This is a genomic window from Pradoshia sp. Z4_20 (genome assembly GCF_058216035.1).
Genome location: NZ_JBZAJD010000001.1, coordinates 478,528 through 491,348 on the forward strand (window position 1 = coordinate 478,528; position 12,821 = coordinate 491,348).

Here is a 12,821-nt window from a genome sequence, read left to right on the forward strand (position 1 = left end):
TTGAGTGATTAAAATAGAGCTCGGCACCGAAGGAGATCAAGCGTTTATCCGAGAACATTTAATTGATTTTAATCGACTAAAACTGCCGGAGTATAATGATACACCGTATGGGAAAGTCACCTATGTGGTAAAGGACGACCACAATCATATACAGGGCGGAATCGCAGCTCATTACAGCTGGGGCAGAATGCAGATTGATTTCCTGTGGATTGACGATCAATTGCGACAAAAAGGGGTAGGGAAAGAGCTTCTGGCAAGTGTTGAACACTATGCAATAGAAAAAGGATGTACACTTCTGATGTTGGATACATTCAGCTTTCAAGCACCAGATTTCTATAAGAAAAACGGATTTTCCGTATTTGGAGTGATTGAAAATCATCCAGAAGGACATCATCAATATTTTTTACAAAAAAGAATCTGAAGTGTTAATTCATCTAATTGATTATTAAATTCTACTACTAAAATATTACTATATTACAGTGGATGCGGTTAAAATCCGCTGTTTTTATATGGAATAAATCAAAAAAAATGGATTAAAAGCCATTCAGTAGAAATTCTTAAAAGAATAGCTCTACATAATTTAGTTTGTAGCAAATTTAACTCCTAACTGCTGAATAAGCTGTAAATCACTCATTTCACACCATTGTTCGGCAATTTTACCATTCTCGATTCGAAATATAATGATGCCCGTTTCTTTAACCTGTTGATTTTCAGAAGGAATGTCCAGTAATCCGCCTTTATAAATGCTATATCCGCTATAGCGTGCAACGACTTTATCACCTTCTTCAATCGTGTCATGAACGCTCCATTTGCGCTCAACAAAAGAGGTGCAATACCAGGATAGCCAATTTTTAAAGTGCTCGATACCGACATAGCCCTCGTCATTTCCCTGAGAATGAGTAACCAAATCCGCTGATGCAATATCTTTTAAAATATCTGTATTCCCGTCCGTAAATACATCCCGAAACCATACTTTAACGATTTCTTTTTTATCAACGCTTCGCAAAGTAAACACCTCCATTTTATCTCATTATACAAATTCGAAACGTCGCCAAAAAAATTGTATTTCTTTTCAAAATAAAAGCTGTAATATTGGAATACAGAGAAGTTGCTCACTTTTTTTGATTACTATTTTCTTATATATAGCTTGTTGATTGTTGTTCAATCAGTCATACAGTATTTTGTATGAACTGGCTAATAATACCGGTATAAATAGAAAACTTAGGATATTAAAATAGTTAGGTTGAATACTAAGCGTAGAGGATGAGGATGATGATTAGCAGTAAATTAGGATTTGGAAGGAGATTCCAAATTTCTATAATCCTGATTATGGTGGTAATCGTACTCTTTTCGGTAATGACCATCCAGAATTTAAATAGCTCCCGTGAGGACTTATTAGAAATTGTAGAAAATCGATATAAAAAAGTGAATTATACTTATGAGATAGAAAAGAACGTCAGTTCATCAAAAATGTTGGTTGGGAGTATTGCGAATGATCTATCAGGAGTAACATCAGCTACTATACAAGATAAACTTGCTGAAAATCATGTCAAGATTGAAGAACATTTTGCAAAAATCCATGGTATGACACTAAATGAGGAAGCTAGGGAAATATTAATGGATTGCGCATCCCTATATCGTATATACAAAGAAAACGAACGAATAATCATAATGGAACTAATACAAGACAATGAGTACGTTAGTAAAAATTGGAAGAAAATAGAGGAATCAAGTTCTAAGCTAACAGAGTCAATAGAAGAGTTTATTAGCTATCAAGAGGAGATGATGGAGGGCGCATTTAAACGGGCAAGTGAAAAGTACAATCATTTGTGTCAGGTTGTTTTCTTGTTAACAATAACTTCCTGCGGGTTAATTGGGTTAATTGGATACTGGGTTATTCGTTCAACAACAAAGGACTTAAAACAAATAACAACTGTATTGAAAGAAATTGATTTAAATGATCCATCGACCCTCCACAGGCTTGAAGTAAAAACGGATGATGAAATAGGTCTGATTGCTGAAGCTTTTAATAATATGTCCGTGTCTTTAGAAATCTACAATAAAAATGAGAAAGCGTATTTGAAAGATATCAAGATACAGAACTGGGTACTATCAAAAATTAATGAAATAACAAGCTTAACACAAAGTGCCTTTGATATAAATGAATTTGCAAAACGTCTTCAAGGGAAGCTTGCACCATTAGTAGGTGCTTCGATTGGGGCGCTCTATTTGAGGGGTCAAGCTGATGAAACATGTTTTTATCGTGCAGCATCCTATGGTGACGGTGGAAAAGATCAATTTAAAGTTGGTGAGGGGATTATTGGGCAGGCTGCTATTGATCAACAAATAGTCCTGTTAGAAGATATCCCGGAAGATTACCAATTACTTTCAACAGGCTTGTTTGAGACAAAACCTAAAGCGTTTTTGGTTGTCCCGATTATTTATGAAAACATCACGATTGGGGTTCTTGAATTTGCAAGTATAACAGGCTTTTCAGATATACAATACCAAGCCATTCAGCAGGTGAATGAATCTCTCGGTTTGGCTATACACAGTGTTCTAAATAGAATGGAAATTGAATGTTTGCTAAATGAGTCAAAAGCAATGACTGAAGAATTGCAGGTTCAGACTGAAGAGCTTCATTCACAGTCAGAAGAATTAATGACGATTAATGAACTTCTGGAAGAACGTGAGCAAGAAGCTATACAAAAAACGAAGGAACTTGAACAGTCCCAGGAAGAATTAAGAATTAAAAATGAACAATTGCAGCTAAGCTCAAATTATAAATCCGAATTTCTGGCGAATATTAGCCATGAACTTCGTACTCCTTTAAATAGTATTTTAATTCTTGCAGAGATGTTAATAGACATAGATAGTGATTGTTTTTCAGCAGAGGAAAAAGAGTATATTGAATATATTTATTCGGCTGCAGACAGTTTAACATCTTTAATTAACGATATACTTGACCTTTCAAAAATAGAAGCTGGAAAGTCTGAAATCACATATAGCAAAATGAACATCAGTGAGTTGGTTGAAACCTTAAATATATTTTCGCCACAAGCCGAAAGAAAACAACTTGGTTTCACCATTGAAATAGATGAGAATCTACCTTCCTATTTCTATACAGATGTACAAAAAATTCAGCAGATCGTAAAAAACTTACTATCAAATGCTATTAAGTTCACAGAACGAGGAAAAGTGTCTGTGAAGGTGGAAAAAATAATCCATACATGTGATGAAAAAGATAACCATAATACCACTCAATCTGACGAGTGGATAAAAATTGTTGTCATGGATACAGGTATAGGAATCCATAAAGATAAGCAACAAACCATTTTTGAGGCCTTTCAACAGGGAGACGGATCTACTGTACAAAAATATGGTGGAACAGGCTTAGGTTTATCAATCTGCAAAAAATTATCCTATTTGCTTAACGGTCATATATTTGTTGAAAGTGAAGTAGGGAAAGGTAGTGCGTTTACTCTTTATATACCGTATCTACAGAATCAGGAAAATATTAATGTAAATCAAGGGGATCAATATCATCAGATGATAGCAGAAGTGGCTGCGGCTAAAGAACCAAATGATATCCAATTGGACATACTCCATGGAAAAAGAGTGCTTATTACAGATGATGATCAGCGTAACATATACTCACTAAAAGCAATTCTTGAAAAAAAGAAAATGGAAGTCTTAGTAGCTCATAATGGAATCGAATGCTTGGAGATTCTAAAAAAGGATTGCCAGATTGATATGATCCTGATGGATATTATGATGCCTGAATTGAACGGATATGAGACGATGAAACGTATCCGTCAGAATTCAGAGTTTGCATCACTACCGATTATTGCCTTAACAGCAAAAGGAATGAAGGGCGATCGTGAAAAATGCTTAGCGGCTGGTGCATCAGACTATATCAGTAAACCAATTAACCTGGAGCAATTAATATCCGTGATGAGAGTATGGATGAATTAAAAGGAAAATAGATAAGGATTCATTTCAAAAAGTTAATGTTTTTGCCGCTCAATTGGAGTCAATTTGAGCGGCTTTTTTTATGGAAGGACAGAAAAGAAATCTTCTGTAATATAGGTTTATTCTCTACTAGTAGTAGGTTCATTCAGTAGACTTGGAGTCAAATCATTGATTGTTAATTTGAGCTTCTATGGCACTAATTCCTCTTTGAAGGATTTTAATTTTCTAATCTATTTTAGTTCTTTATCATAAATCACAAGCATAGAGGGAATGGTTGTTTTCCTGCTTCACGAATAATATTTTTAACAATTAGGAGGGTTTTAAGCTCTCTTTCTTGAACATAAGTAGTCAAATCGTTTTATAGTTTAAAGGGGGATCGGTATGAATGAGATTGTTGATTACTATAGTGAATTTGATGAGTGGGGCAGATTAGACAGGGAACCAATTGAGTTTCAGGTGAATTGGCATTATATTAAAAAATATTTAACTCCATCAGGTACTGTTTTGGACAATGGAGCAGGCCCAGGGAAATATTCGCTTAAGCTGGCTGAAGAGGGGTATCGCGTTACCCTGTCGGATCTGACACCGAGCTTGGTTGATATTGCTGAAGATAAAGCGCGGGAATTGGGACTGTTTGCCCAATTTGATGGGTTTTATAACATAGATGCAAGAGACCTGTCTGCAATAGAAGATGAACAATTCGATGCTTCATTAATGCTAGGGCCACTATACCATTTGCAGCAGGAAGAGGATCGATTGATGGCGGTAAAAGAATTATATCGTGTAACCAAGAAAAACGGCCTTGTTTTCATAGCATTTATGCCAAGAGTAAAGCACATGTTAAATTCACTCATCTGTCCTGAACATTGGCGGCCAAACAACACGGTGGATGCCATTCGACAGTTTACCGAAACCGGCTGTTTTAATCATGCAGATAGTGGGAGATTTACGGGTGCATACTATTATCGTGTAGAAGATATAGATCCATTTATGAAATCAAGTGGATTTGAAAAAGTAGCTTTAATAGGATCTAATATAGGTTCTATGGTTACAAATCATCAGTGGAATTATTGGAGAGAGAAGGGTGAAGGAGAAATGGGAAAGATAGTAGACCTGTTGATTGAGTATGCAACGGAACCATCCCTGCTCGGTACATCATCACATTTACTTTATATTGGTATGAAAAAATAAAGAATAGAGCTGCCAACTAGTGTGACAGCTCTATCTTTATATCATCTTGAATTAAATAAATGTAGTAATATCTTCTACAGGTAAGCGTACGGTTTTAAAGTAATGATCTCCCTCTGCTTTACCAATTGCGATTAATACTAATGGAATATATCTTTCGTCCACATTGAAATTTTTAGCAAAAGCAGTTTTATCGAAGCCGCCCATCGTAATGGTATCCAGCCCACGATTTTTCGCTATCAGCATTAATTGCATGGAAACAAGACCGGCATCAAAGCTTGCCATATTAGCTCTTGTTTCTAAAGGTGCACCTGGATAGACCCGTTTAACATCATTCACGAGCCTTTGTCTATTTTCTTCGTCAACATAGCCTGCTTCAAACATCATATCGTAGATTTGATCTGCTTTTTTATACATTTCAGTATCCCCAAGGACAGCAATAACAGCAGATGCATTTTCAGCCACCTTTGCATTGTTACCATATAAGGCAAGATCTTTCTTTCTATCCTCATCTTTAACTACGATGAAGCTCCAAGCCTGCATATTGCTAGAAGATGGAGCTAAAGTAGCTTCCTCAAGGATGCTTTTTAATTCTTCTTCGGAAATTTTAAAAGAAGCATCATACTGTCTGATCGAATGACGTTCCTTAATAATCGTTGATAAATCTTTATGTACATTTGACAAAGTAAATCCCCCACAGTTCCATAAATAAAGTTATTATTATATGCTTTGCTTATTTTTAGTAAGTAACAAGTAAATTGTAATGTTGCAACTTACATTTGTCAACTCAATCGCCAGTTAGGAACGCAAACGATATGGATTGTGAAAAAACATGAAGAAAACTAACTTTTTTTTAGGCAACTCCGTATATCTATATTCGAATAAGTGAACATCAATCTACCATTTTGCTATATGGTCTTCAATACAGCCAAGCATTTGCTTGATTGTCAGGATAGTGCTGTCCGGTAAGCGTATTTCTCCGTTATAATAGCCTACCATTTGATGTACTTCTGATTTCACTATAATAGCATCAGTCTTGGCGATCCGTTCATATAGAGGTGTAAAGGTGAGCCTTACACAATCAGTCGCCAAAGAGTCAATCTTCCATGGCTGCATGAAATCATGTTTATTATAGTGAAATTTCATATCTTCACTGATTTTTGTCAGCCGTCCATTAACTAATACGGCATTTTCATTAAAGCCTGTCCCATCAGTCCATTGTCCGCCAAAATTTAGACCAATTACATCATTTCCTTGTTTACCAGATGCCATTCCCCAATTCCAGGTACAGTTTCTTGGCCAGATACCTCGTCCGTAATCTAAGCTGGCATAGCTTTCATCAGGAGTAAATTGATAGGTTTTAGACCCAATAGTCAGCGTCCCTTTAGTAGGAAGACAGTGCATTTTCGTTGTTAATTGAAATGTTTGATCACTCCAGGGTATGACAGCACTCAACGAATCCGTTTCAGGATAGCTAATTTCAAAGTTTGCCAGCAACGGTTTTTCGTTAAAATTAGGAATCTCTACGTTCAGCTGAAAACGATTATTTTCCCATAATATAGCGATGTCCATTTGTTTGGAGGTGAGTTTAGTACTCGCCAATACATCATTAGGGAGCGCTTTATTACTTTTAAAAGGAAATAAGGCTGTTTTCTCAAAAAATGTCTTGGTGTTTAAATCGAGATAATAAACAAAGCAAACCATTGCGAAATCTAAATGGCTGATTGTAGCCGAAAAAAGAACATCTTTATTTGTTATACACCAATAGTTCCATTTCTTTTTACGAAGAAAGCGTCCAGTGACATTTCCGCTGATAAGAGGCTTTCTCGACCAGCCTATGCTATCAGGTATTAAATTACCTTTTTCATCGCATAAATGAACTGGTTCTATTATTTCTCTTTCATTATATATATGACTCATCCTTAACAACCTTTCTATTAGAATTACTATTTGTAGTACAGATTTATTATTAATTTATCATTAGAGGGAAGGTGAGTCTATTGGTGAAAAAACAGCGAGCGGGTAATAGAACCCGCTCGCTGAATCTTAATTAGCGTATAATCGCTTATAACTATCAAAATGTTTTTTATAATAGCTGTTGTTTGTACTAGTAATACGTACTCCGCTGTTATCAGCATGAATAAATTCATTATTTCCTAGATAGATGCCTAAATGGGAGATTCCTTTCTTATATGTACCGGAAAAGAAAATGAGATCTCCAGGCTGAGGAGAACTTACATAATAGGAACGATTAAAGAAACCTTCAGCCGTGTATCTTGGCATAGAATGTCCCGCTTTATTAAAGACATAATAAAGAAAACCGCTGCAATCGAACCCAGATGGTGTTGTTCCTCCCCACACATATTTTGTGCCGATCAAGCTTTTACTGATGGAAATCAGATTAGATGTAAAAGCTGAGTTTCCTATTGTTTCCTGAGCGGAAGAAGACCCGCTTGAAGGTTCGGAAACAGAAGGCAAATCACTTGCTGCCTTTGAAATTTTCAGCTTTTGCCCCACATAAATCACATCAGATTTTAACCCATTCATCGATTTGATTTGTGAAACGGTCAAGGAATAGGTTTTAGCAATCTTACTTAGCGTATCCCCCGACTTAACTGTATAGGTCGTTGAAGTAGCAGTACTGCCGGAAGAGCTTGAAGAGCTGCTTGACCCTGTAGTAGTAGAAGGCTTAGACACCTTTAACACTTGGTTAGGGTAAATAATTGTACTGGATAGGTTATTCCAGCTCTTAAGTTGACTGACTGTAATTGAATGCTTGTTGGCAATTTTACTTAATGTATCGCCAGATTTCACCGTATAAGTAGTAGCAGATGAACTACTGCTGGAAGAACTTGTAGAACTTGAACTGCTAGATCCAGTAGTAGTTGAAGACTTAGTCACCTTTAACGTTTGATTCGGATAAATAACTGTACTCGATAGGTTGTTCCAGCTCATAAGCTGACTGACCGTAGTTGAATATTTACGGGCGATTTTACTTAATGTGTCTCCTGACTTTACCGTATATGTCTGATTGGTAGACACTGATGTACTTCCGGAAGAAGAATGATTGGTGCTTGATGAGGATCCGGAAGCACCTTCGGCCACTTTAATAATTTGACCAGGGTAAATGAGATCATTCTTTAAATCATTCCAGCTCTTTAGTTTACTTACAGTCGTAGAGTGCTTAGCAGCTATTGCTGATAAAGTATCTCCTGATTTAATGGTGTAAGTTTTAGAACTGATAGAACGTTCGGTAATACCGGATGATGATGTACTACTAGATACTGTGATGACTTGGTTTGGATAAATAATGTCACCTGTCAAATCATTCAACTTCTTTAAATTCGAAACCGTTGTTTTGAATTTTGAGGCAATAAAAGAAAGTGTATCCCCCTTTTTAACTGTATATGTCGATGCTGCAGAGGCTTCTTGAGCAAAAGCAGTCGACATGATTGCAGCTGCAGTGAGGGTCACAACTTTTATATGCTTCATTTGAATCAACTCCTTTACTAGCTATTTGATAAAAATACAATATCGTTATTATATTAGCATAGTAAAATTTTAGATTAAAGTTATAAGTATTAATTTTCGCTGTTGTAAGAATATGAGATTAATAAAATTTAGAAATAAAACTTACTATTTTTTATTTTTTTAGAATAATTAACAATAGGAGGAATTTAATACCTGGGTAGGGGGTGAGTGAATATTCTGGTTGCAGACGTACAAATTTAGGGAAGTGTATAATCGATGTAAATTATATTATAGTGAACCATTAGGCAGTTATATATAAACGAGTTAGAAAAAACAAAGAATTAAGCTCAGCAGTTATCCAAAGAAATTAGATATTAGCTTTAACAGTAAGTTATATGCGGATTTTGTGCATATAAAAAAGAATGACCAGAAACAAGGTCATTCTTTCTTTTTGCTTACGCAACATCCTTAATAGTTGCATTCTTTTTCCAAAAGCCTAAAAGAACAGCTGTTACTAGTGAACCAATTAGTATGGCTAAAAGGTACATAAAAGGATTATCTATTAATCCAACAACGAAGATACCACCGTGTGGAGCTGGAGTCGAACAGCCAAATGCTGCAGATAAGGCTCCAGCCGTGGCAGCGCCTATTACAGAACTGACGATGACTCGAATTGGATCTGCTGCTGCAAAGGGGATTGCTCCTTCCGTGATGAAGGAAGCACCCATAACATAGTTTGTAAGACCAGACTTACGTTCCGAGTCAGTGTATTTATGTTTAAAGAATGTAGTGGATAGTGCGATACCAAGCGGTGGGACCATTCCTCCAGCCATAACAGCAGCATGGGGGACACCATTGCCGGCAGCAATTGCTGCTATACCAAATGTGAAAGCAGCCTTATTGATAGGACCTCCCATATCGACAGCCATCATACCGCCGACGATTAAACCAAGGAACACTGCGTTTGTACCGCTTAAGTTTTCAAGCCAATTAGTCAGCCCTTTATTCATGGCCACAACCGGGTCATTAATGATGAATATCATAATTAGACCGGTAATTAATAGGCCAAATAAAGGATATAGCAGTACTGGTTTGATACCTTCCAAAGAAGTTGGCAGCCAATTGAAAGCTCTTTTCACACCAAGAGTTACATACCCTGCAAGGAAACCAGCGATTAATCCGCCAAGGAAGCCTGCGCCTGCCGTTGCAGCTAATAAGCCGCCGACCATACCGGGCATGAAACCTGGGCGATCTGCAATCGAGCTGGCAATGAAACCAGCAAGTACAGGTACTAATAAGAAGAACGCACCCTTGTCTCCGCCGCCAATGGTATTGAGTGCTGCAGCAAATTCATTGTAGCCCGGCGTCGTTGGATCGGTTGGGTTAATTCCGCCAAATAAGAAGGAAAGGGCAATTAAGAGACCGCCGCCGACAACGAATGGAAGCATATTACTTACACCGCTCATGAGATGTTTATATATTTGAGCGCCTATCCCTTTTTTCTCCTGATTCCCGCTATCCTGATTAGTGGATCCGCCTTTGGCTTCGTAAATTGGGGCATCCTGTTTTAAAGCACGGTTAATTAGTTCTTCGGGCTTGCGGATTCCTTGTGCTACAGGAACTTGAATCACATGTTTGCCATTGAAACGATTCATTTCAACGTTTTTGTCTGCAGCAACAATGATTGCACTTGCTTTTTGAATATCTTCAGCAGTGAGAGGGTTTTTGATTCCGGTGGAACCATTTGTTTCTACTTTAATATTTACATTCATTTCTTTCGCTTTTGCTTTTAAGGCATCCGCTGCCATATAGGTGTGCGCAATTCCAGTTGGACAGGCAGTGACGGCTAACACATAACCTTCTTCATTTGCCTCTGCAGTATCCGGTGCAGGTTGATCTTTTGAATCTTCATTTTCAAGCTCATTCTGTTTGGCATCAATAATAGAGAGGATTTCATCCTCTGAAGAAGCTTTCAAAATAGCCTGACGGAAATCATCATACATTAGCATAGAGGAAAGCTTTGATAATGTATCAAGATGAGTATCGTTTGCTCCGTCAGGCGCGGCTATCATAAAGAACAGGCGAGCAGGCTGCCCATCCAATGATTCATAATCAATTCCGTTAATGGAACGACCGAAACATAGGGCCGCTTCTTTAACAGCTGCCGATTTAGCATGGGGGATTGCAATCCCTTCACCGATACCGGTTGTGCTTTGCTCTTCACGTTTCATGATTGCTTCATGATATCCTTTACGATCTTTCAGTTTGCCTGCTTGATCTAGTTTGCTGACAAGTTCAGCAATAACTTCTTTTTTGTTACTGGATGAAAGATTCAGGATAATAGTATCTTTCTTTAACAGGTCTGTGATTCTCATGGTTTCACTTCCTTATAGTTTTTGAATTTCAACTTGCGGGAGAAGAGCTTCGATATGTTCTTTTTCGGCAAGGTCGTAGTTGAATGCTGTTGCACTTCCAGAGGCAACTCCATATTGAAATGCTTTTTGTATATCCTTCGTTTGATCCCACTTCCCGATAAATCCAGCTACTAAAGAATCGCCTGCACCAGTAGAGTTTTTTACATCTCCTTTTGGAATCGTAGCTGTATAAACTCCATCGTGATTAATAAGTAAAGCTCCTTCGCCTGCGATAGAAACAATTACGTTTTTAGCACCTTGCTCAACAAGAATGCTACCGTACTGAATGGCCTCTTTGGTTGTTTCTATTTTCGTATCAAATAGTTCCCCAAGTTCATGATGATTTGGTTTCACAAGAAAAGGATGTTCTTTTACAACATCGAGTAAGGTTTTTCCGCTTGCATCTACGACTACTTGTATACCTTGTGCTGCATATTCCCTTGTTAACTGCTGATACAAATCTGGCGAAATGGAAGGAGGGATGCTGCCTGACAAAACGAGAATATCCTCCTTAGTCATCTTTGAAAGCTTTTGACGGAGTTCATCCATTTTTTCGGCGCTTATGTATGGCCCTAATCCATTAATTTCAGTTTCTTGCCCAGTTTTTAGCTTTATATTGATTCGGGAATCTTCATCGACATTGATAAAATCTTCAGGTACGTTCTCTTTTCTCAAAGCATCGAGAATGAATCCACCCGGAAATCCACCGCTAAAACCAAGTGCGGTTGTTTTTGAACCAATTCGGGAGAGGATACGTGAAACATTTATTCCTTTTCCTCCTGGATATTTAGCTTCTTTGCGCATTCGATTTAAGCCGCCAAGTTGAAAATGATCAACCTCTACGATGAAATCCACCGATGGATTTAGTGTTACGGTATAGATCATGATTTCACTACCTTTATTTTTGTATTCATCTTATACTTAGCCAATTTGGCTGAATCCATCCCGCTGGTAATTATAGTTGCTTGATTCAGTTCAGCCACTCTGGCAAAGGATGTTTCATCAAATTTACTGAAATCGGCTAATATAAAAGCTTCTTTCGATAAATCGATGGCTGATCTTTTTAATATAGCTTCCTCTGGGTCAGGTGTACTGAAGCCCCAATCTGGATGAATGCCGTTTATTCCGAGAAAAACTTTATCAAACCGGTAGTTGTTTATATTATTGATAGCCTGACTGCCAATTATTGCATTTGTAGATTTCTTGATGCGGCCACCAATTAAATACGTAATAATATTGCTTTTCTGAAGTGCAGCTGCCTGCATAATCCCATTTGTGACGACTGTAACGGGTTTATTTTGAATGAAGGGAATCATAGCAAGGGTTGTTGTACCAGCATCAAGATAAATACAATCACCATCATCAATCATACTTACAGCTTCTTTGGCGATTGCTTTTTTTTCGCTTGTTCTGGAAGTGGATTTCTCCAGAATCGTTGGTTCAATGCTGCGTTTTTTCACAAGTTCAGCTCCGCCATGTACTCTCTTTAAAATAGACATGTCTTCCAATTGGCTTAAGTCTCTGCGAATTGTGGATTCTGATGTATGTAATTCTTTTACTAGCTCCTGTATTTTAATGAAGCCATTTTGGTTGATTTTTTCGATGATATATTGCTGTCTTTCTGAAGTCAGCAATCCAATCACCTCCCTACCGTTTAAATATAATGTGTTTATAAATAAAAATCAATCAAATTCATTCAAAATCAATCAAAAAGATTCATGAAGTTTTTAAAAACTATCATAGGGTTAATTCTTTATAGCACCTGAGATGGTTTTT

Annotated in this window: 10 protein-coding genes; 3 read left to right on the forward strand and 7 right to left on the reverse strand. The window is 37.3% G+C overall.

Annotated elements, in window-relative coordinates:
- Positions 1–4: 4 nt before the first annotated feature.
- On the forward strand, positions 5–421 hold the full coding sequence (locus AC4BHP_RS02300) for a GNAT family N-acetyltransferase (RefSeq protein WP_490551181.1): 417 nt from the start codon (positions 5–7) through the stop codon (positions 419–421).
- 159 nt (positions 422–580) lie between these two features.
- Here AC4BHP_RS02300 and AC4BHP_RS02305 read toward each other — a convergent pair whose 3' ends face one another.
- Complete coding sequence (locus AC4BHP_RS02305) at positions 581–1,006, reverse strand: ester cyclase (protein WP_490551182.1); 426 nt, start codon at positions 1,004–1,006, stop codon at positions 581–583.
- Positions 1,007–1,272: 266 nt separating this feature from the next.
- Here AC4BHP_RS02305 and AC4BHP_RS02310 point away from each other — a divergent pair, with 266 nt between their 5' ends.
- Both AC4BHP_RS02310 and AC4BHP_RS02315 read left to right on the forward strand, forming a co-directional pair.
- On the forward strand, positions 1,273–3,975 hold the full coding sequence (locus AC4BHP_RS02310) for an ATP-binding protein (protein ID WP_490551183.1): 2,703 nt from the start codon (positions 1,273–1,275) through the stop codon (positions 3,973–3,975).
- 378 nt (positions 3,976–4,353) lie between these two features.
- Positions 4,354–5,163 carry a class I SAM-dependent methyltransferase gene (locus tag AC4BHP_RS02315; RefSeq protein ID WP_490551184.1) on the forward strand — a complete coding sequence of 270 codons (810 nt, stop codon included), beginning with the start codon at positions 4,354–4,356 and terminating at the stop codon, positions 5,161–5,163.
- A 51-nt stretch (positions 5,164–5,214) separates the two neighbouring features.
- Here AC4BHP_RS02315 and AC4BHP_RS02320 read toward each other — a convergent pair whose 3' ends face one another.
- From AC4BHP_RS02320 to AC4BHP_RS02345, 6 genes are all read right to left on the reverse strand, one after another.
- The gene (locus tag AC4BHP_RS02320; protein ID WP_066104710.1) at positions 5,215–5,844 is read right to left on the reverse strand and encodes a nitroreductase family protein; all 630 of its coding nucleotides are present in this window, start codon (positions 5,842–5,844) and stop codon (positions 5,215–5,217) included.
- Between the two features lie 213 nt (positions 5,845–6,057).
- Positions 6,058–7,080: a DUF2804 domain-containing protein gene (locus AC4BHP_RS02325; protein WP_490551185.1), complete on the reverse strand. Its 1,023-nt coding sequence runs from the start codon at positions 7,078–7,080 to the stop codon at positions 6,058–6,060.
- Positions 7,081–7,206: 126 nt separating this feature from the next.
- Positions 7,207–8,652, reverse strand: a complete 1,446-nt coding sequence (locus AC4BHP_RS02330) for a peptidoglycan endopeptidase (protein ID WP_140462059.1) — start codon at positions 8,650–8,652, stop codon at positions 7,207–7,209.
- Between the two features lie 434 nt (positions 8,653–9,086).
- Positions 9,087–11,006, reverse strand: a complete 1,920-nt coding sequence (locus AC4BHP_RS02335) for a PTS fructose transporter subunit IIABC (RefSeq protein WP_139892428.1) — start codon at positions 11,004–11,006, stop codon at positions 9,087–9,089.
- A gap of 12 nt (positions 11,007–11,018) precedes the next feature.
- The gene (gene pfkB, locus AC4BHP_RS02340; RefSeq protein WP_490551186.1) at positions 11,019–11,930 is read right to left on the reverse strand and encodes a 1-phosphofructokinase; all 912 of its coding nucleotides are present in this window, start codon (positions 11,928–11,930) and stop codon (positions 11,019–11,021) included.
- Positions 11,927–12,679, reverse strand: a complete 753-nt coding sequence (locus AC4BHP_RS02345) for a DeoR/GlpR family DNA-binding transcription regulator (RefSeq protein ID WP_139892426.1) — start codon at positions 12,677–12,679, stop codon at positions 11,927–11,929. The genes pfkB and AC4BHP_RS02345 overlap by 4 nt, the downstream gene beginning before the upstream one ends.
- Positions 12,680–12,821: the final 142 nt, after the last annotated feature.